The organism is Acinetobacter sp. Tr-809, assembly GCF_011753255.1.
GTDB lineage: Bacteria > Pseudomonadota > Gammaproteobacteria > Pseudomonadales > Moraxellaceae > Acinetobacter.
Map to the genome: position 1 here is coordinate 38,114 of NZ_VWVZ01000004.1, position 19,776 is coordinate 57,889.

15 protein-coding genes and 1 pseudogene are annotated in these 19,776 nt (G+C 40.3%); 8 read left to right on the forward strand and 8 right to left on the reverse strand.

The genetic code is table 11. From position 1 onward, the window contains the following. Positions 1–24 precede the first annotated feature (24 nt). Positions 25–1,302, forward strand: coding sequence for a diguanylate cyclase (locus F3J02_RS09990; protein WP_167248927.1), 1,278 nt, complete (start codon positions 25–27; stop codon positions 1,300–1,302). Positions 1,303–1,354: 52 nt separating this feature from the next. On the opposite strand, the gene F3J02_RS09995 is transcribed toward F3J02_RS09990, so the two are convergent. Continuing rightward, on the reverse strand, positions 1,355–2,560 hold the full coding sequence (locus F3J02_RS09995; RefSeq protein WP_167248929.1) for a L,D-transpeptidase family protein: 1,206 nt from the start codon (positions 2,558–2,560) through the stop codon (positions 1,355–1,357). Between the two features lie 197 nt (positions 2,561–2,757). On the opposite strand from F3J02_RS09995, the gene hemE reads away from it, so the two are divergent. From hemE to F3J02_RS10020, 5 genes are all read left to right on the forward strand, one after another. Next, positions 2,758–3,831 carry a uroporphyrinogen decarboxylase gene (gene hemE / locus F3J02_RS10000; protein WP_167248931.1) on the forward strand — a complete coding sequence of 358 codons (1,074 nt, stop codon included), beginning with the start codon at positions 2,758–2,760 and terminating at the stop codon, positions 3,829–3,831. A gap of 43 nt (positions 3,832–3,874) precedes the next feature. Continuing rightward, a complete protein-coding gene (locus F3J02_RS10005) occupies positions 3,875–4,669 on the forward strand; it encodes a DUF817 family protein (protein ID WP_167248933.1) in 795 nt (264 codons plus the stop codon). Positions 4,670–4,853: 184 nt separating this feature from the next. Next, positions 4,854–5,324, forward strand: coding sequence for a DUF3015 family protein (locus F3J02_RS10010; protein ID WP_016163047.1), 471 nt, complete (start codon positions 4,854–4,856; stop codon positions 5,322–5,324). A gap of 79 nt (positions 5,325–5,403) precedes the next feature. Next, a complete protein-coding gene (locus F3J02_RS10015; protein ID WP_167248935.1) occupies positions 5,404–7,284 on the forward strand; it encodes a DUF4105 domain-containing protein in 1,881 nt (626 codons plus the stop codon). A gap of 2 nt (positions 7,285–7,286) precedes the next feature. Beyond that, positions 7,287–8,120 (forward strand): DUF1911 domain-containing protein, encoded by an 834-nt coding sequence (locus tag F3J02_RS10020; protein WP_167248937.1) that lies wholly within the window; start codon positions 7,287–7,289, stop codon positions 8,118–8,120. Positions 8,121–8,130: 10 nt separating this feature from the next. Here F3J02_RS10020 and F3J02_RS10025 read toward each other — a convergent pair whose 3' ends face one another. The 6 genes from F3J02_RS10025 to trpD all read right to left on the reverse strand — a co-directional run bounded on the left by F3J02_RS10025 (position 8,131) and on the right by trpD (position 12,455). Then, positions 8,131–8,493: a cupin domain-containing protein gene (locus tag F3J02_RS10025; protein WP_167248939.1), complete on the reverse strand. Its 363-nt coding sequence runs from the start codon at positions 8,491–8,493 to the stop codon at positions 8,131–8,133. A 15-nt stretch (positions 8,494–8,508) separates the two neighbouring features. Further along, on the reverse strand, positions 8,509–9,057 hold the full coding sequence (gene folE, locus F3J02_RS10030) for a GTP cyclohydrolase I FolE (RefSeq protein ID WP_005202404.1): 549 nt from the start codon (positions 9,055–9,057) through the stop codon (positions 8,509–8,511). Between the two features lie 91 nt (positions 9,058–9,148). Then, the gene (locus F3J02_RS10035) at positions 9,149–9,838 is read right to left on the reverse strand and encodes a Smr/MutS family protein (RefSeq protein WP_167248941.1); all 690 of its coding nucleotides are present in this window, start codon (positions 9,836–9,838) and stop codon (positions 9,149–9,151) included. Between the two features lie 205 nt (positions 9,839–10,043). Further along, positions 10,044–10,463 carry a hypothetical protein gene (locus tag F3J02_RS10040; RefSeq protein WP_167248943.1) on the reverse strand — a complete coding sequence of 140 codons (420 nt, stop codon included), beginning with the start codon at positions 10,461–10,463 and terminating at the stop codon, positions 10,044–10,046. A gap of 126 nt (positions 10,464–10,589) precedes the next feature. Continuing rightward, complete coding sequence (gene trpC / locus F3J02_RS10045) at positions 10,590–11,396, reverse strand: indole-3-glycerol phosphate synthase TrpC (RefSeq protein ID WP_167248945.1); 807 nt, start codon at positions 11,394–11,396, stop codon at positions 10,590–10,592. 9 nt (positions 11,397–11,405) lie between these two features. Continuing rightward, the gene (trpD, locus tag F3J02_RS10050; protein WP_167249511.1) at positions 11,406–12,455 is read right to left on the reverse strand and encodes an anthranilate phosphoribosyltransferase; all 1,050 of its coding nucleotides are present in this window, start codon (positions 12,453–12,455) and stop codon (positions 11,406–11,408) included. A 369-nt stretch (positions 12,456–12,824) separates the two neighbouring features. Between trpD and F3J02_RS10055 the strand changes: the two genes are divergently transcribed. Both F3J02_RS10055 and F3J02_RS10060 read left to right on the forward strand, forming a co-directional pair. Continuing rightward, a complete protein-coding gene (locus tag F3J02_RS10055; protein ID WP_167248947.1) occupies positions 12,825–15,557 on the forward strand; it encodes a TonB-dependent receptor plug domain-containing protein in 2,733 nt (910 codons plus the stop codon). A gap of 7 nt (positions 15,558–15,564) precedes the next feature. Continuing rightward, positions 15,565–18,337: pseudogene (locus tag F3J02_RS10060) on the forward strand (M1 family metallopeptidase). 59 nt (positions 18,338–18,396) lie between these two features. Here the strand turns inward: F3J02_RS10060 and F3J02_RS10065 are convergent. Beyond that, positions 18,397–19,761: an L-cystine transporter gene (locus tag F3J02_RS10065; RefSeq protein ID WP_167248951.1), complete on the reverse strand. Its 1,365-nt coding sequence runs from the start codon at positions 19,759–19,761 to the stop codon at positions 18,397–18,399. Positions 19,762–19,776: the final 15 nt, after the last annotated feature.

Below are 19,776 nucleotides of genomic sequence, written 5' to 3' on the forward strand. Positions count from 1 at the left end.
TGCAGCATAAAAAGAGTATCTGGGATGGACAACGGCTATGATCTTGATCAATTGCGGAGGTCGAAAGAAGACCTAGAGCAGCTTGTTGCCCAACATTCTAAATCTAAAAGTGCTCACCAAACCTTACCGCAAAAATTAGAAAATGAATTCTGGAAGTTTAATGTAGACCGAACACGTCTCAATGCGATTCAGTTCTTTGGTCAGGGTGTGATTACCTATACTATTTTTGTTCTACTTATTTTGCCCTCTAATTTTGTTGTGATTCGTGCGAGTGAGCATTTTGCCCTCGATTTTATCTACAGTATTCTCAGCTTAATTGTTGTGGGGATTGCACTGTTCTTATTCTGGGCTTTTTCACGCTTTAAAAAACTGAATACTTTATTTTACCCTGCAGCTTGTACGATTGTTTTCTTTACCATCGTATTAACGTCTGTGTTGATGATGAGTGTGTCTAATCTGGTGCTACAAAATCAGGCCATGGTTTTGATTGCATTTCTATATATGTTGGGGTTTATTCTGAGTGGAATTCGACCATTACATATGTTGTGGATTGGTTCACTCGCTGCAATCACGATCTTGTTTCTTTTATATTGGTTTGATAACTCAAGCGACTTTCTCATGATCGGGCGGACGCTAATTGGAAGTTTGCTGTTGGGCTTTTCAATCAGTGTGATGTTGACTTCAAAAGAAAGAAAAATATTTATAAAGTCTAAAATTTCGGAAATTGATGAGCAGATTTTGCGTATCCAAGCTTCGGAGTTGTTACATCTGAGTCAGCATGACGAACTGACAGATGTATCCAATCGACGTACCTTTGAAGAGATGTGTACCTATTATTATGAGTTAGCTTGTAAAGAGCGAAAATCGTTGTCAGTATTGTTTATCGACATCGATTATTTCAAAAATTACAATGATTTTTATGGGCATCAAATGGGAGATCAGGTGATCTCAGCTATTGCTAAAACCATTAAAAGCTCGATTCGGCATATGGATTTTATTGCTCGATATGGTGGGGAGGAGTTCGTGGTGTTATTACCTGAAACTTCTGCACAAGGTGCTTATGCAGTCGCAACCAATATTTACCGTGCCATTGAACGCTTAATGATTCCGCATGATAAATCACTGGTGTCTAATCATGTCACCATTAGTTTGGGGATCACGGTTTTTAATGGTAATCCAAAAATTAGCCAAGAGATGTTGATTCATACAGCAGATAAGGCTTTGTATCGAGCAAAACAACTTGGACGTAATCAAATTTACTACCAGCCTTTACCCAATGTAGAGGAAAATATTTTGAAATAAAAAAACCGAATATCAAGCACTGATATTCGGTTTTTTGTAGAAAATACCTAGATTACTCTAAGAATTTTACAGTAACACCTGAACGAACTTTAGCACCTAAGTCATTGGCATCCCAGTTGGTTAAACGGATACAGCCGTGTGATGCAGTCTTAGAGATTAAAGATGGGTTAGGCGTACCATGAATACCAAATGATTTTTTGCTTAAACCAATCCAGATGTTACCGACTGGTGCATTTGGACCGGGTGGTAGAGAAAGTGGTTTAAGGTTTTTGCCTTGGACAAAGTTAGATGGTGAATAGCTATACCAAGGATTTTTTGCTACGCCAACTACTTTATAAGTACCTGTTGGAGAAGGCGTGTCAGTACTGCCAATTGTTGCAGGAAATGATGCAATCATTTGATTACGACTGTTGAATAAATACAGCTGTCTTGCGCCTTTATGTGCAACAATCAAATGGATATCTTCAGGTAAGTCATTGCGGACATTGGCCACAATAATTTTTTCACCTGCTTTTTTAAATGTCGCTGTTGGATTAAGTTTCTTTAAGAAATTTTCATCCATATGGAATTTTTCACCCAACATTTCTGTTACTCGGGTGTAGTACAAACCTTTCATTTTTGCTTGTAAAGCATAGTCAGAAGGGATTGAGTCAGCATATGGGCCTTTTAAGTCTGCATCAGTAATGGTGTATTCAACATAAGCTGGCTTAGTCTGCTTAGCAACCAATGCATCCCAAGTTTCTTTAGTTAACTGACCTGTTGGTGTTAAACCATTCATTTGCTGGAATGATGCAATTGCTTTTAAAGTATTTTTACCATTTGAGCCGTCAATCGCACCTGGTGATGCATGTGCATTGTTCAACATCACATGTGCGCGTGCGTAGGCAGGAAGTTGTCCTTTTGGTAAAGCTTCAGGATATTCAGCATTATTCATGCTATCTAAAGTCCATGAAATTTTAGCAACTGGAGCAGCTGTCGTTGTAGCAGTGGTATCAGGTGTATTTTCTAATTTTTGCGATACAACTGATGCAGCCCCTGTATTGACTTGTGGCTCTGATACTGCTGGTGCAGCAACACTTGAAGCTGGATTGACAGCAACACTTGAAGCAGGGCGTTCAATTGCTAATGGATCAATCGGATCTTGTACAGAACCCGCAATTTTTTTTGGATTTAATGGTTGCTCAGTTGTTGGAGCAGCAAAAGCAACATTAGCAAGAATACAACTTAAACTCATAGCGAGTAATGAGCGAACAAACATGTAATTCAACCTTAAGAATTATTCATATTGAGATATAAGATCTTGCAAGTATTACAGAAAATAATGCAGCTTGCAGTAGCAGTTTTGTGTAAAAGCGAAATTTATTTGAGCCCGCAAATTTGAATACGATTGAAATTATAAATTCCAAGCTAACTTTGTTATGATGCGCGCTACATGAAACAATTTAGAGATTGGTAATGACAACGTTGAAAAATGATCGTTTCTTACGAGCTTTATTACGTGAGCCTGTAGACACCACGCCTGTATGGATGATGCGTCAAGCAGGGCGTTATTTACCAGAATATCGTGAAACCCGCGCACAAGCAGGGGATTTCTTGTCTCTATGTAAAAATACTGAATTTGCCTGTGAAGTGACTTTACAGCCATTACGTCGTTATGAGCTTGATGCTGCGATTTTATTTTCAGATATTTTAACGGTTCCTGATGCTTTAGGTTTAGGTTTGTATTTTGAAACAGGTGAAGGACCTAAGTTTCATAAAACAGTACGTACTGAACAAGATGTGGCAAATTTACCTAAATTGAATGCCAAGTCTGATCTGGCTTATGTCATGAATGCAGTTTCGACCATTCGTTCTGCTTTAAATGGTCAAGTTCCTTTGATTGGTTTCTCTGGAAGTCCTTGGACTTTAGCTACTTATATGGTTGAAGGTGGATCAAGTAAAGAGTTTCGCTTCATTAAAAATATGATGTACGCGCAGCCAGAAGTGTTACATGCGTTGTTAGATCATTTGGCTGATTCTGTGATTGATTATCTCAATGCGCAAATTGATGCAGGTGCACAAGCGATCCAGATTTTTGATAGTTGGGGTGGTGCACTAGCGCATAGAGAATACGTTGAATTTTCATTGAACTATATGACCAAAATTATTGCAGGCCTGCAACGTGAAAAAGATGGTCAACGTATTCCGATTATTGTGTTCACCAAAGGTGGTGGTCAGTGGTTGGAAACGATGCTCACCACAGGGGCTGATGCGTTTGGTCTAGATTGGACCACACCGCTTTATAGTGCACGTGATGTGGTTGCAGGACGAGCTGCATTACAAGGTAATTTAGATCCAGCCGTGCTTTATGGTTCAGCCGCTGCAATTGAAAAGTCAGTGAAAGCAATGATTGATGATGCTTATGCCAATGGTGAAAAAACAGGCTATATCGCAAACTTAGGTCATGGTATTACTCAATGGGTCGATCCAACACAGCCTAAGATTTTTGTAGATACTGTTCACGAATACAGTGCTAAATATTTAGGTTGATATTTTTTAAGCTTTTCAAAACAAACATGCTAGGATCAGTTTTGTGCAGTTGATTGTATTACCGCTCAACTTTATCTTTAAGGCAGCTTCGGCTGCCTTATTTGGGTTGTTGCTTTTGATTGCATTTGCAGTCACCGCACCGATGGGAAGTCATGAATATTATGGTTTCTTCCGCTATGACTATTTGTTGTTTTATGCCCTGATCATTCAAGCTTGTCTGATCTATTTAAAGCTCGAGTCATGGGCAGAAGCAAAAGTAATTGCTTTATTCCATATCATGGCGATGGGAATGGAGATCTTTTTGACCCATCCAGCGATTGCCTCATGGCAGTATCCACAGCCAGCGATGTTAAAGTTACTTACTGTGCCATTGTTTGCGGGGTTTATGTATTCAGCAGTGGGTAGTTTTTTTGCTCGATCTTTAAGGCTTTATAAAGTTTCATTCGAAAACTTACCCAACTTTGGCAATATGCTGTGTTTGGCGGTGTTGTCTTACCTTAACTTTATGAGCAAGTTTTTTATTCCTGATATTCGTCTTGCGCTATTTATTTGGAGCATCGTAATTTTTTGGAAAACTCGGCTTTATTTTCAGTTGCAGCAACATCGTTTTAAAGTGCCTATGCTACCGATTTTATTGTTGCTTGCTTTTTTGATTTGGATTGCAGAGAACATCAGTACTTTCTATAAAATTTGGCTTTATCCAAGCCAAGTCGATGCTTGGCATATGGTGGGGTGGGGTAAATTAGGCTCATGGTATCTATTACTATTGCTGAGTTTAGTGCTGGTATTAAAAATCTTGGGAACACGAGATAAAAATGGCGCTTGGCAGTTAAATTAGGTCACTCTAACACCATTTAGCAGGTGTTATCTGATTTCCTTTTGTTATGAATATTTCAGATATATTTCAAAATTTATTTGCTAAAGCGCGCTAAGCTCGTTATTTTAACTTTTGTGTAAGAAGAATTGCACAACACAATAGTGATAAAAAATAGTGACTATAATTTATGCTGGAGATCGTTCCTATGTTAAAAAAAATTGCATTAGCAGCTTTGTTGGCCGCTGGTTCAACAGTTGCAATGGCTGATAATGATGTCGGTTGTGGTGCTGGTACACAAATTTGGGCAGGTAAAAAGGGTGTTGCACCTAAAATTCTTGCTGCGACAACCAATGGTATTTTTACGAACCAATTACTCGGTATTACTTTTGGTACTTTAGGATGTCGTCAAGGTGGAACTGTGACAGCTCAGGTTGTGACATTCACCAATGAAAATGCTGAATCTTTAGCACGTGATATGGCGGTTGGCCAAGGCGAAAGTTTAAATGTACTTGCTGAATTAATGCAAATTAAAGCCAATGACAAAGCACGTTTCTTTGCTGTGTCTAAAGCGAACTTTGCTGAAATTTATTCAAGTAAAAATGCAAACTCGCTTCAAGTTTTAGACGCTTTACAAAGTGTGATGGCAAAAGACGCAGTGCTTAAAGCATACGTTTAATTTGCTACATGTTAAAACCCTGTCTTAATGACAGGGTTTTCTTATACCGACTATCATTATTCTTAAAAATTGCGATTGAATGAAATTAGCTACTTTTGCACTTGCGTCTTTGATGTGTCACTTTGCCCATGCGACGGTTGAATCCGATTTTCAAACTTATCTGAATATTGCCAAACAAAAACAATTAGACCAACACATCACATGGCAGCGCTTGATGTATGCCGACCAAAAACAAAATAGCGAAGTCACTTATACGGGTTATTTTTATGCGAAAGATGGTAAAACCAATTTAAATAATGAATTACAAGCTGATATTAAAGCTTTATTTGTTGAAGCTCCAGATAATCAATCGATCCGTTGTAAATTTCCCGCGCGTAGTCGTTGGTTGATGCAACAGCTCAACATCAAGGATCAACAGCTTCCCAAAGCCAATTGTACGGAATTTGAGGACTGGATAAATCAAATCAAGCCGTATAAAGCGACTTTGATTTATGCAACTGACTTTATGGGTAATCCAAGCTCGATGTTTGGGCATACCTTATTGCGTTTAGACCCTGAGGATCAGAAGCAACTCAATCTAGTGTCCTATGCAGTGAACTATGCTGCGACTGTGAAAGGTGATGATAATTGGTCCTATGCATGGAAAGGCTTAACAGGGCAGTATCCAGGTGAATATTCTCTAATGCCGTATTACCGCAAGGTAAAAGAATATGGTGATTTTGAAAGCCGTGACCTGTGGGAGTATGAGCTCAACCTAACACCTGAGGAAACTCGTTTTTTGGTCGAGCATATTTGGGAAATGCAGCATGTAAGTTTTCCTTATTATTTTGTCAGTGATAATTGTGCTTACCGTTTATTGGGCTTAATTGACTTGGTTCGTCCCAATTTAAACTTAAAACAGCAGTTTAAATATGCTGCGATTCCGATTGAAACCTTGAAAGCTGTCGATCAACAAGACTTAGTCAAAGAGGTGGTGTATCGACCAGCTTTAGAAACACAGTTACTTGCACAGGCCAAACAACATGGTACTGCTTTAGCAAAAGTTGCTCATCAAGTTGCCTTTACTGAAATAGATCAAGTTCAACTCATTTTAAACGGATATCAGTCACAAGATCAGGCCAAGATTTTAGAAATGGCTTATGATGATTTGTACTTACAATATATTAGCCATCGGGTCGATGCGGATTTTGCTCAACCCCAATTACGTCAGTTACTTGCGCAGCGCAGTCAAATTGAGGTTGTGATGCAACGTCAAGAACCGATACGTCCGAAAAAGCAGCCTGTAGAAGGGCACCATGCCCGTAACTTGTCGGTAAATGTGGGTGAAGTACAAGGGCAGAAGTTCGTTGAACTTGGGCATCGTCAAGCCTATCACGATTTGATTGATCCACAAGGTGGTTATCGAACAGGGACGCAACTCTTATTTTTAGATGGTAGTTTGCAATACCGTGAGGACAAGCTCAAGCTCGAACATTTAGATCTATTATCAGTGAATTCCTATAACCCGATTCAGCCATTTAAAGCGCCAATCACTTGGGGTTTTAATTTTGGCTGGAAGCAGGAGTCAGTTGAGAAAGGGCAATTTAGTGAAGATCAACAACATGGCGTGATGAATCTGAATATGCAAGTCGGTTATAGCGTGGCAGATTATGATCGTCGGCATTTATGTTATGCCCAACTACAAAGTCATATTCAAGGCGGAAAAAATTTAGATAAAGGTTGGCGAGTTGGCGCTGGGCCAACTGTAGGTTGTATGAACGTATGGTCTGATAATATCAACAGTGTAGTACAGGTAGAATTACCGTATTGGCAAGATCAGAGTCAGTGGAGTTTAAGAGTCGGTACGCAGCTTCAATATAGTCTAAATACAAATCATGCTTTACGTTTAAACTGGGATTTTGAACAACAGGATCATAAAGACTGGAATAAAATTGGTATGGGCTATGTACGGTTTTTTTAATAATGAATAATATTGATCAAGCACAAGAATTTGAAAAATTACAACAACAATTGGATGAGGTCCAAGCAAGTATCTCTGACCGAACAAAATGGAGAATTTCTCAATCAGGATCTTTAGATCATTGGAATGATATTAAAGCGCAAGTTTCAGAGTATAAAGAAAATGAGAGCTTATACTTTGATCCATATGCGCTTGATGATCTGGATGTCTATCAGTTATTAGAACAAGAAATATATTTAAAAAACTTTTGTTTGGAGTTGACCTATCTGATTCGTCTTGCTTATGACTTGGGTTTGCCTTCAACACAAATCCGAGAAATTTATCTGTCTGTTTATCAGTTCTGGTTGGCCTATTCTGACTTACGGTCTCTCATTCAGTCGCATGGACAACAGCTTGGAGTTGCTGCAATAGAACTCACGACGGATTATAGCCATGCATTGTTATTGCTTTGTTGCGCAATGTGTTATGGAGATGAGGCTGATATTATAAAAATACTCGATGGATTGTTAGCTTATCCTTCAGATCGGCTCATTGATCTGATTAGCTATCCCTATCTTGACGTTGAAACGATTAGTGAAAATTACGCAGTTGATTATCCGTTTAAACAGTTAGATAGCCTATTGAATACAACAGTCGATGTTTCTACGATGAATTTATATCTGCAACAGATTGAACATGATCAGCAGCAAGGTAAATACTGGACTAAGAAATTTTTCCACAAAATTGCATTATTGGGGAAATGGCGGTTTGAAGCATTGATGATCTGTAAATTATATGCAATTGAATTAGGTGAAATAAAAAATTTGGCAAGTTTTCCAAATGAGTTTGAGATTTAAAGCGGATTGTTCAAACCTCAACAATCACATAGTATTTTTTAACTGCTTCAATGACTTCAAATGTACCGACAAATGCGGGTGGAATAATCCCTGCATTTCCAGCGGTTACTTCAATAAAAGAATTGGTTTTTGCGTCGTGGATACGTACAGCACCTTCAATGACTTGAAAGAACTCTTGTTTATTGGGAGCAAACTGAATATTCCAAGCACCAATTTCGCATTGCCAAATACCGCAGTCCATATGTGGATGTTCATATAAACTATAGGTTAAACGTTCAGGATTACCTCGAACCAAACGATCGGGACGAGGATAATCAATACTTGCTTCATTTGCGATTAACTCGCCGAAACCTGCTAACTGAACTGATGACATTCTACGCTGCTCAGCTTAATAGTTTTCAGGAACAGCGCTTAAGAATTCACGACGTACATCTTTGTCGGTTTTAAAATCACCAACAAAAGAAACCGTACGTGTAGTCGACTCTTGTTTACCTACACCACGCATCATCATGCACATATGTGCAGAGTCAATTACAACAGCAACACCACGTGCTTGAGTCACTTCTGCAACTGCTTCTGCAATTTGCTGTGTCAAGTTCTCTTGAACTTGTAGACGACGTGCAAACATTTCTGTAATACGCGCAAATTTTGATAAACCTAAAACTTGACCTTCAGGTAAATATGCAATGTGCACACGACCATAGAATGGCAGTAGGTGATGTTCACAAAGTGAATAAAATTCAATATTTTTGACCAATACCATCTCATGGTTATCGGAAGGGAAGAGCGCGCTATTTGTAACTTCTTCAAGCGTTTTGCTATAGCCAGAAGTTAAAAAAGAGAAAGCTTTAGCCGCACGCATTGGCGTATCTTTTAAGCCCGGGCGATTTAGGTCTTCACCAACGGCAGTTAAGATATTTGCGTACGATTGCTGCATAGACATAACAATGTTCACTTAGGTGGGTTGAACAAAAACGGCAATTGTATCAGAAAACGATTGGAAATCTTAATTTTGATAAAAATGCCGATTACTGTTTGTACTTAGGGTTCTTTTCGGCACGTTTGAGCAAGACTAAAACAGCCCCTGTACCGCCTTGATTTTCAGGTGCACTGACGAAAGCAAGCACATCACGATGCTGTCTGAGCCAACCATTGACATAGGTTTTTAAAATGGCTTCTGGACCTTTGCCGTGAACAATTTTAACGACATTTTGATTTTCATCTTTTGCCATTTGAATCACTTGTAGAACCGCAGCACGGGCTTGCTCAACGGTACAGCCATGTAGATCAACTGCCTCAAACCAGCGAATTTTGCCTGCTTTTAAATCTTCAAATACTTTGTGCTGTAAAGTTGCAATGCGGTAGCTTAAAGTCGCTTGGCTAGCAACAGGATTTAAGATTGCTTGAGTATCCGAAATCTCTGTAAGCTCTTGCTCTGTGCCACCTTCTGCCGCAGCACGTTTTGCCAAGGTTTGAGCATCAACTTTTTTACTGCGTGCAACTCTGGTATCGGCAATATTTTGATTGTCGATTGGTTTTACCCCAAGCAGGGCTTTTTTAAAAAGCTCAGTATCTTCCAACTCTTCAGCAACAGCTTGAGTCTTTTTTGACTCTGCTTGCTTTGCAATGGCAGTCGCTTGAGGATTAGAGATTTGCTTTTTAAAGGCTTTCAGTAAGTTAAACTGGTCTTTAGAAAGCGATGAATCATGTTTACTCATAAGTTTAGAAAAATAGGCAAGATACGAGAGATGTAAAATTATAGTCCGAATCTGTGATGATTTGAACTGAATTGCATTCATGGGGAAAAGGAATGCAATTTAAATGATTATAAACAACTGAATATGTAGGGGGAGAAATTACTTTAGTTTTTACTTCTACTGTGATCGTTGTATTAAAAACTAAGTGTTTAATGGCGTTTATTACTTAAGGAGGAGGAGTAATTTTGATAATGCGTGACTGGTTTAAGCCCCTATTCTTAAAGCGATCATAAAGTTCAAAGCATATATGCTCATTTACTTGAACACGCGGCAGAGTATGATCAAAGTCAAAATAACGAATATAGCCAGATTGGTCCATGACAATCGCCAGGCGCTCGATTTGACTTCGTTTCTTGGGGAACATTTTATATTGTTTTACGATGCCACACTCTTCAGTTTTAATGTAGGTCCTTGCAGGAGATAAATACATGGCAATGCCAATAAGAATAAGCCCAGGAATTAAAGTAAAGAAATAAGCGACTCTTGGATCTTTAAAACTCTGAATTTTTTCGTAGAAAAATAGATGACTATAAATAGGAAAGCCAACTAAAAAGATCAGCCCCAAGATTAATAAAAAATTACTCATATTGTTTCATCGATTTTTAATCTTTTAGTATTTTGAACTCTAATTTTTATTTTTTATTTAGAGTCTATATGTGGTTCTAGCAACATTTAAAAGGTTCAAGGCAAAATTACCTTGAACCTGATTTGCTTAGATCTGCTCAGGTTGCCCAAACAATGCATGAAATGCTTGATCAGGGCGAGGTTGCTTCATAAAGCTTTCGCCGACCAAGAAAGTATGAATATCATTGGCTTGCATCATTTCTACATCAGCAGGCGTGGCGATACCACTTTCTGTCACCAAAACGCGAGAAGCAGGCAATAATTTCTTTAAACGCAATGAGGTATTTAAATCCACATCAAAGGTTTTAAGATTACGGTTGTTCACACCCAAAATGCATTGCTCAGAAAGTTTTAGCGCACGTTCTAATTCATATTCATCATGTACTTCAACTAACACATCCAACTGCTGTTCAAATGCGGTCTTCGACATTTCTTCCAGTTGTTGATCGGATAAACATGCCACGATCAATAAAATACAATCGGCATGCAGCGCACGTGCTTCAACCACATTATAAGGATCAATCAAGAAATCTTTACGCAAAGCAGGTAAGGCACAATGCTGACGTGCAATCGCAATATTTTCGTCTGCACCTTGGAAGAAATCCACATCAGTCAATACTGATAAGCAAGCAGCGCCCGCCTGTTCATATTGTTGTGCAATTTCCGCAGGATTAAAGTCTGCACGGATCACACCTTTAGAAGGTGATGCTTTTTTAATTTCTGCAATTACAGCAGGGCGCTTATGCTGTAAAGCATTGGCAAAACCACGCACAGGCGTTGCTTCTTTGGCCGATTGCTCGACATCATGCAAGCTACGTTGTTTTAAACGTGCTGCAAGCTCCTCATGTTTGCGGTCAACAATTTTACCTAAAATGGTATTTTGAATATCGATCATGAGAAGTCCTTAGTCTGCCTGATATTGTTTCAATGTCTTGGTAAATTCAGCCAAGATACTCATTTTTTCTAAGGCTTGTCCGCCGTAAAGAATATCTTGAGCCAGCTCAACGGCTTGTTTATAGGTTTTGGTAATGCCTGCGACGTAAATGCCTGCACCTGCATTCAGTGCAATCATATTTGCTGCTTTTTCGCCAATGTCTGATTTATCACGACTTAAAGCATCTTTGATCAACTTTAGGCTCTCTTCTGAACTATTGACAACTAAACCTGTGAGAGTTTGAGAGGCGATACCAACGTCTTCAGGGTTCAGCGTCCATTCGGTAACTTCGCCATCCTTAAGCTCAGCCACAGCAGTTGGTGCAGCTAGGCTAATTTCATCTAGGCCATCTTTAGAATGTACCACCAGCACATGTACCGCACCGAGCTGTTTTAATACTTCGGCAATGGGACGACACAATTCATCTGAAAATACGCCAATCACAAAACGATTTACGCCAGCAGGGTTGGTGAGTGGACCAAGTAAGTTAAAAATACTGCGAATGCCCAATTCACGACGTGGAGCTACCGCATATTTCATGGCTTTATGATGATTTGGCGCAAACAGGAAACCAACGCCCATTTCACGGATACAGCGTTCTGTTTGCTGCATATCTAAATCAAGTTGAATGCCAATCTGTTCAAGCACATCAGAAGATCCTGACTTACTTGATACGCCACGGTTACCATGTTTCGCAATAGTTGCTCCAGCAGCAGCGATGACAAAACTGGAAGCGGTTGAAACATTAAATAAGTTTTGACCATCACCACCTGTGCCTACGATATCTACCAGATGAGGAATATCACTGACATCAATTTTAATCGCGAATTCACGCATGATACGTGCGGCAGCTGTAATTTCATCAATACTTTCACCCTTCATGCGCAAGCCCATCATTAGCGCACCGATTTGAGCATCAGTGGCTTCACCTTGCATGATACTGCGCATGACATCTTCCATTTGTGGCTGGGTCAGATGGATGTTCTTGGTAATGTTATTGAGTGCCTGTTGGATATTCATAGTCATGAGTTACAGCATTTAATGATTAAAAAATTTAGTTGAAAGTAGTTGATGATGAAGGATAGCTCAGCTTTATGTGGTGTGTGTCCCACCCGCTAAATGGCTATGTTAGCAGAAAATAACTCAAGATTTGGGTTGTGGCTAGAGAGTTTTTAAAATTTAACCCGTTTAGGCGCATTGGTAAATTTGTGGCTGGGAGTGATTGAATGAAAAAGGTTTTATTTTATGGGAGAGTTATTTTAGTTTTTATGATAAATAATCAACCATTTGGTATATCTTATTCGTACATATCACTAGAAAAAATGAGTATAAATCAACTAAATAAAAGTGGATATATTAGGGCGGTCTTCATTTTACTCATTCATAAATATGTATCTAAATTACTTGAAATATCTTGGGGCTGTTAAAAACAAAGGTTGTTTTGTTTTTGTCTTTATTGCATGTCTTCATCCATTAGAGACCCATGCTGAGACAAATGTAGAAAAGCCACAAACAAAGACAACATCGGATAAAGTGGTGCATGTTGCGGTGACAGGTTCACGTATCTCAAAAGCGCAAAAAGATGGCCCAACCAGTGTAACGGTCATTACCGCAGCCGATATCGAGAAACACGGTTTTAGCAATGCTTTTGATGCATTAAATAACCTGACCCAAAATACAGGTTTTGTACAAGGTGCGGATTATGGCAATACCTTTACGCCTGCCGCCAATGCCATTAGTTTGCGTGGTTTGGGGCCGAACCATACCTTAACCTTAATTAATGGACACCGAGTTGCAGATTATCCAGTGCCTTATGATGGCGCAGTGAATTTTGTCAATTTAGCCAATATTCCGACTGCGATTATTGACCGCATTGAAATCTTGAATGGTGGAGCTTCCGCAATCTATGGTTCAGATGCGATTGCAGGTGTGGTGAATATCATCCTGAAAAAGAAAACCGATGGAACTCAATTCAATATTAAGGCTGGTGGCACTAAAGATGGTGGTGAAAATTTACGTCTACAACTGAGTGGCAGTAAAACACTGGACAAGCTCAATCTGGTTTATGGTGTTGAACTGAGTGGACGCGAACCGATTTGGGCGGCTGACCGAGATTTTATGTCGAGCCGAACGCGTCGAGGGGAAAAGCCAGACACGATCGTTGGACGTAAAAATGCCAAAACAGGCCAGTATCTTTCAATTAGTGGCTGTGATGCATTTGATGATCTATTTAAAGGTTCAGTAACAAATATTGGCAAAGCGGGAGCAGATAACTGTGCCAGTGGTTTGGCTCGACCAACTTATTGGACAGTTCAAACCAAGAATCGCAGCCAAAATGGTTATCTCGGTTTAGATTATGAGCTGAATGAGAAAACCCAACTCTTCGCAGATGTTTTGATTGGTGCCAATCAAATTGAAAACAATACTCGTGGCCCGACATGGACTTCTTTAGGCGCAAGTAGTGGCTATTTTCTGAATCAAGATTCTGGCAATTATGAAATCTGGACACGACGTTTTGCACCAGAAGAACTCGGTGGTGTTGAGCAAGCCAATAAAAAATGGAAAGAACTCTCCTCCAATTTGAACTTTGGTATCCGTGGCGATATTGGGGACAGTAGTTGGAGCTATGAAGCAGCCTATAATGGCTCGATTTATACCAGTCAATTACGTAAACAGGGATTGGTTCGTTCGAATGTTGATGAATACTTCTTAGGTCAGCGACTCGGTGTAGATCAAGATGGCATTCCAATTTATTCACCGAATCTGGATCGTATCAGTCGGCCACTGACCGCCAGTGAGTTTAGAAGCATTTCAGGCACAACTGAGGAAAACGACAAGTCTTGGGCACAGAGTTTAACCCTGAGTGCAAATGGTGATGTGTTTGAATTGCCTGCAGGAACGGCCAAGCTTGCTGCTGTGGCAGAAATTGGACGCCAAGGTTTTAAAATCAAACCCGATAAGGCGGTGGAAAATGGGGACTTCTATAATGCCACTTCCAGTGGTGAATATGGTGGGGCACGTACCCGTCAGGCATTAGGTACGGAATTATTCTTACCTTTAGCCAAGCCACTCAACCTCACCTTGTCTGGACGCTATGACCGCTATGCCTTATCCGATAGCAGTATTGATAAATTTACCTTTGGTTCAGGCTTAGAATTTAGACCACATCCAACCTTATTGGTGCGAGGCAACTACGCCACTAGTTTCCGTGCACCAGATATGAACTATCTGTTTTTAAATAAACAAAGAGGGTATTTCCCAAGTACCACCGATTATTTACGTTGTAGCCAAACGGGGCAAGCATTAGATAAATGTAGTTTTAAAGATTATTCGCCTGGCGCGAACTACACCTTAACAGGCAACAAAGATTTAAAACCTGAAGAAGGTAAATCTTATGGTGCAGGCTTTGTGTGGTCTCCGAGTAATAAGTTTGATATTTCCGTCGATTATTGGGATATCAAAATTGATAATCTGGTGACGAACTTAAGTCAAGATAAGATTTTACGTTTAGAAGCTGATTGTCATTTGGGTGCACAAGATATCAATTCGGCACAATGTGTTGATGCGTTGGCACGTGTAGAGCGCAACCCTACAAATGCAGTGGTCGATCCAAATGTGATCAATAATATCAATATTGTACCGATCAATGCTGCCTCAGATCATACTCGCGGGATTGATTTCACCAGCAAATGGCGCTGGAAAACTGAAAATCTGGGTAACTTCCTATGGACGGTGAATTATAGTCGTGTGCTTGAACGTGAATATCAACAATCAAAAGATGGTGAAAAAGATAACTACTTAAAAGACTTAACTATTCCAGATTGGCGAGACCGTTTTAATACCAGTCTCAGTTGGAGTCTGGGTGATTGGGCATCAACCGTATTAGTCAATCGCTATGGCAAGATTCCAAACGGTAATCAAACGGCTTACTTAAGCCCGACTTATTTGGTCAATTGGAGTGGAACTTATAAAATTTCACCCAAGGCCTCTGCATCAATCATTGTGAACAATCTATTTGACAAAGTGAAACACGATGACACAGGCGGATGGCCATATTATCCAGTAGGATCATATTCACCAATCGGCCGTCAGGGTTGGTTGGAGTTTAATTATAAATTCTAAGAATGATGTGTGGATGCAGCAAAGTGGTACACCATTTGCTGCGTCTTTTTATTTTAAAAACTACAGAGGACAGATCTCCTATGTTGGTCAAACCTTCATTTAAAAAACAATTGCTACTTACAACATTACTTTCATTATCTGCAACACAGATTTTTGCATCAAATAGCAATGAACAAATTCCAATCGGTAAATTACCTGAATGGGCCATACCTGAATCTTATGATTTAGATTTTAAAATTGATCCTGCACAAAAAAGTTATACCGGTAAAACTACAATCCATTTAAAACTGACCCAAGCAACCGATCATGTTTGGATTCATGGTAAATCTTTATCGGTAAAAGACGCCAACATCCTATCCGCAACTGGGCAGAAAACCACGGCCAAATATGAGCAAGCTTCGGAAGTCGATGGCGTTAGTCTGATTAAATTTGCCCAGACACTACCCGCAGGGCAATACCGCTTAGTATTGGATTTCAATGCCGATTATGATCAGCAATTGGATGGTATTTATAAAATTGAGTTTGAGGGTAAACCTTATGTCATGACTCAAATGGAGGCGATCAGCGCACGTCAATCTTTTCCATCATTTGATGAGCCGCGCTTTAAAACGCCATTTAATATTCGATTAACCATACCAAGCAAATATTCAGGTTTTGCCAATACCAATCAAGTCTCTGAACAGGCCGAAAAATCAGGTTGGAAAACCTTAAGCTTTGCACCGACCAAACCGCTGCCAACCTATCTATTAGCTTTGGCTGTTGGCCCTTGGCAAGTACAACAAGGTCCTGATATTGGTGCGACTGAGTGGCGTAAACAGGCGATCAAATTACGCGGTCTTGCACCTGATGGTAAGGCTGAGAAAATGCAGCATGCCTTGTCTGAAACTCCAGCGATTTTAAAAACACTAGAAGATTATTTTGCATTCGGATATCCATTCGACAAGCTGGATTTGCTTGCTGCACCTGACTTTGCGGCGGGCGCGATGGAGAATCCCGGACTGATCACATTCAGAGATTATTTGATGCTGCTAGATAAAGACTCTCCAGTGTCTTTTGTGCAGAGTTCATTTAATGTCAATGCACACGAATTAGCGCATCAATGGTTTGGGGATGTGGTGACCATGCCGTGGTGGGATGACCTGTGGTTGAATGAATCTTTTGCCACGTGGATGCAAAGTAAGATTACTCAACAATTACATCCTGAATTTAACGCTGATCTTGAACGTGTCGTTGATACTGCAGGGGCGATGAAAAGTGATAGCTTGGTCAGTGTACGCCGTATCCGTCAGCCAATTTTAAGCAATGCGGATATTCAAACCGCTTTTGATGGCATTACCTATCAAAAAGGCGCAGCTGTTTTAAATATGTTTGAAAGCTATTTAGGTGAGGAAAAATTCAAACAAGGGGTGCGTAATTACATTAACAAGCATCAATATGGCAGTGCTACAGCCAATGATTTAATTAGCTCCCTCGCAGAACAGTCTGGTCAAGCTGAGCGTTTTAGCAAAGCGGTGAAAAGTTTTATTGATCAACCGGGTGTACCGTTGCTGAATACCTCATTACAGCAACAAGGTAATAAAGTCTTTTTGAATGTGAAACAAACACGTTATTTACCTGTTGGTTCCAAAGGTGATGCCAACAGTCTTTGGGGTGTACCATTATGCGTACGTTACGAAGTTCCAAATGCAGCGAGTAAAGTCCAATGTGAACTGGTTGACCAAGCCGAAGCCAAAATTGAACTCAAAGGTGCAAGTATTAACAGTTGGTATATTCCAAATGCTGATGCGGCAGGCTATTACCAATTTAGTTTGCCCGAACCAGAACTTGCTCGTTTGACGGCAGCGACTGAAAAACTCTCTAATACTGAACAATTGGTTTATGCCTATGCTGTTTCAGCGGCATTTAACCATGGTGATATTAATCTGTTGGCGGTGGTAGATGTGGCGAAGAAGTTTGCGAACTCGAATAGCCGACAGATTAGTACGGCATTGTTTCAGCAGCTCAGCACCATCCAGCGCCATGTGTTGAAGACAGAAGCAGAACGTGAACATTTTAGAAAAGTGCTCGCAAATTTGTATCTACCTAAATTGAATCAATTAGGTTATGCGAGCAAAGCAGGTGAGTCTGCTGAGGATAGCTTATGGCGTAGTGAGTTAGCACAATTTCTTGCATTGGAAATTCAAGTGCCAGAAGTGCGCCAAAAACTGTTAAAGCAATCTGACGCTTTATTTGAACAGACGCAACTGAACTTTGCCCAGCTCACCCCTGAATTATTGCCAACGATTCTGGCAGTACGTGTCCAAGAAAAAGGGCAGCCTACCTTTGATCGTTTAGTGGGGGAGTTACAACGCATCACGCAACCGACGCAACGTTTGGCGATTCTCACAGCCTTAGGTTCAGCAAATCAGGTGGAAACACGGCAGCAGGCACGTCAGTTAGTTTTAGACCCACGTGTGAAAGTCGGTGAAGTACGTACCGTGATTAACTCAATCAATAGCTATAGCGGTGAACAAGGCGGACTTTGGTCATGGTTTAAGGCCAATCACGATGCTGTGTTTGATCGTTTAGGTAAGTCTTCTGCTGGACGTTTCCCTGCATTGTTTAGTGGTGCAGCCTGTTCACAACAAGAAGCGACGCAGTTGAATGCCTTCTTTGCACCGAGAACCAAAGAGCTGGTTGGGGTTGAGCGTGGTTTAAATCAAACTAAGGAACGAATCCAACTCTGTGAGTCCTTAGTTGCGAAGCAAGATGGTTCGCTTGTGCAACAATTGAAGTTGTAATTTATTTAGTCATAAAAAAAGCCAACGATCATGCGTTGGCTTTTTTGTTTTAATCTGGCTTAAGCATCATTATCTGGTTGTGGATTTCTGACACCGAGTAATTGACTGGTCGCTGTGCCTGCAGTCATCGAACCGTTAACGTTTAATGCAGTACGACCCATATCAATCAATGGCTCAATTGAGATGAGAAGTGCCACTAAAGTGATCGGTAAGCCCATTGCTGGTAAGACAATTAAAGCAGCAAAAGTTGCACCGCCACCGACACCAGCTACACCAATCGAACTGAGTGTTACCACCACAACCAATTGGGCAATCCATAATGGATCAAGTGGGTTGATACCGACTGTTGGCGCAACCATCACCGCCAGCATTGCAGGGTATAAACCTGCACAACCATTTTGACCAATGGTTGCACCAAAGGAAGCAGAGAAGCTGGCAATCCCTTCAGGCACACCCAATTGTTTGGTTTGTGCTTCGATATTGAGCGGAATACTCGCGGCACTTGAACGGCTGGTAAATGCAAAAGTTAAAACAGGGAAAACTTTCTTGAAAAAGTCGATTGGATTGACACGCACAAACAGCAAAATCAGCGCATGTACGAGGAACATAATCGCAAGGCCAAGATAAGATGCGACGAGGAATTCACCCAACTTAACGATGTCAGCAACATTTGCTGTTGCCACCATTTTGGTCATGAGTGCCAATACACCATAAGGTGTAAATTGCATCACTAAACGGACAAGACTAATCACCAAGGCTTGCAGTGCTTCAATCCCGTGTCTGATTCTTTCGCCATTGACGGTATCTTTATCCATCAGTTTAAGTGCTGCTACACCTAAAAATGCAGAGAAAATCACCACACTAATGATTGCGGTTGGGCGAACACCGGTTAAATCGGCAAATGGGTTTTGAGGGAATAAAGAAAGCAGGAGCTTAGGAACATCTAAATCGGTCACTTGTCCAATATATTGACTTTGGATGGTCGCTAGACGCGCTGCTTCTTTGGTGCCTTGTACCAGCCCCTCAGCTGTTAAGCCAAATAAATTGGTGATGCCTGCACCTACAAGTGCGGCAATTGCTGTGGTGACTAACAAGATACCAATCACGAGTACACTGATTTTTCCAAGAGAAGTGGTTTGGTGTAACTTCACCACTGCACTTAAAATTGAAATAAAAATCAGAGGCATGATCACCATCTGTAATAGTTGTACATAACCATTACCAACAAGGTTAATCCATGCAATTGAATGCTCAATAACAGGGCTGTCAGCATAGATCGCTTTAAGGGCTAAACCAAAAAAGATACCTACGATCATACCGATCAGAACTTTTTTGGAGAGACTCCAATCTTTACGATAGCTAAAAAACAATCCTGCCATGAGCAGGACGAAAACAATAATATTCAATAAAACCAAGGTATTCACAATAGGTTATCCTGA

Coding starts and splice junctions, on each gene's coding strand:
- F3J02_RS09990 (WP_167248927.1), top strand. CDS start 25: ATGGACAACGGCTATGATCTTGATCAATTGCGGAGGTCGAAAGAAGAC.
- F3J02_RS09995 (WP_167248929.1), bottom strand. CDS start 2,560: ATGTTTGTTCGCTCATTACTCGCTATGAGTTTAAGTTGTATTCTTGCT.
- hemE (WP_167248931.1), top strand. CDS start 2,758: ATGACAACGTTGAAAAATGATCGTTTCTTACGAGCTTTATTACGTGAG.
- F3J02_RS10010 (WP_016163047.1), top strand. CDS start 4,854: ATGTTAAAAAAAATTGCATTAGCAGCTTTGTTGGCCGCTGGTTCAACA.
- F3J02_RS10015 (WP_167248935.1), top strand. CDS start 5,404: ATGAAATTAGCTACTTTTGCACTTGCGTCTTTGATGTGTCACTTTGCC.
- F3J02_RS10020 (WP_167248937.1), top strand. CDS start 7,287: ATGAATAATATTGATCAAGCACAAGAATTTGAAAAATTACAACAACAA.
- F3J02_RS10025 (WP_167248939.1), bottom strand. CDS start 8,493: ATGTCATCAGTTCAGTTAGCAGGTTTCGGCGAGTTAATCGCAAATGAA.
- folE (WP_005202404.1), bottom strand. CDS start 9,057: ATGCAGCAATCGTACGCAAATATCTTAACTGCCGTTGGTGAAGACCTA.
- F3J02_RS10035 (WP_167248941.1), bottom strand. CDS start 9,838: ATGAGTAAACATGATTCATCGCTTTCTAAAGACCAGTTTAACTTACTG.
- F3J02_RS10040 (WP_167248943.1), bottom strand. CDS start 10,463: ATGAGTAATTTTTTATTAATCTTGGGGCTGATCTTTTTAGTTGGCTTT.
- trpC (WP_167248945.1), bottom strand. CDS start 11,396: ATGATCGATATTCAAAATACCATTTTAGGTAAAATTGTTGACCGCAAA.
- trpD (WP_167249511.1), bottom strand. CDS start 12,455: ATGAATATCCAACAGGCACTCAATAACATTACCAAGAACATCCATCTG.
- F3J02_RS10055 (WP_167248947.1), top strand. CDS start 12,825: ATGTATCTAAATTACTTGAAATATCTTGGGGCTGTTAAAAACAAAGGT.